The following is a 232-nucleotide window of genomic DNA, read 5'->3' as shown; positions in this document are numbered from 1 at the left end:
CAAGCGATTCCTGAAGAGGTTATGACACACAGATAAAAGTTACGTAGTTAAATATAGTTATATCGTACGTTTGAATCAGAAGAGAATACAATCGATTTTCATTTACAAAAGAAAAGAAATTATATGGCTGCAAAGTGCTTTTTCAAAAAGTCTTGCGGTCTTTTCATGTTTCAAAGCCCCGTGTTATCGCAGGAGAACAAAATTCAACCTAACCGATTGTAATTGCAAAAAG

General features: G+C 34.1%; 1 pseudogene. It reads left to right on the top strand.

What is annotated here, in order from left to right:
- Positions 1–57 precede the first annotated feature (57 nt).
- A pseudogene (locus SB717_RS39885) lies at positions 58–203 on the top strand (DDE-type integrase/transposase/recombinase); the annotation flags it as partial.
- Positions 204–232 lie beyond the last annotated feature (29 nt).

The organism is Priestia sp. SIMBA_032 (genome assembly GCF_046535215.1).
Classification (GTDB): domain Bacteria; phylum Bacillota; class Bacilli; order Bacillales; family Bacillaceae_H; genus Priestia; species Priestia aryabhattai.
This window is presented reverse-complemented; position numbering and strand designations above follow the sequence as displayed.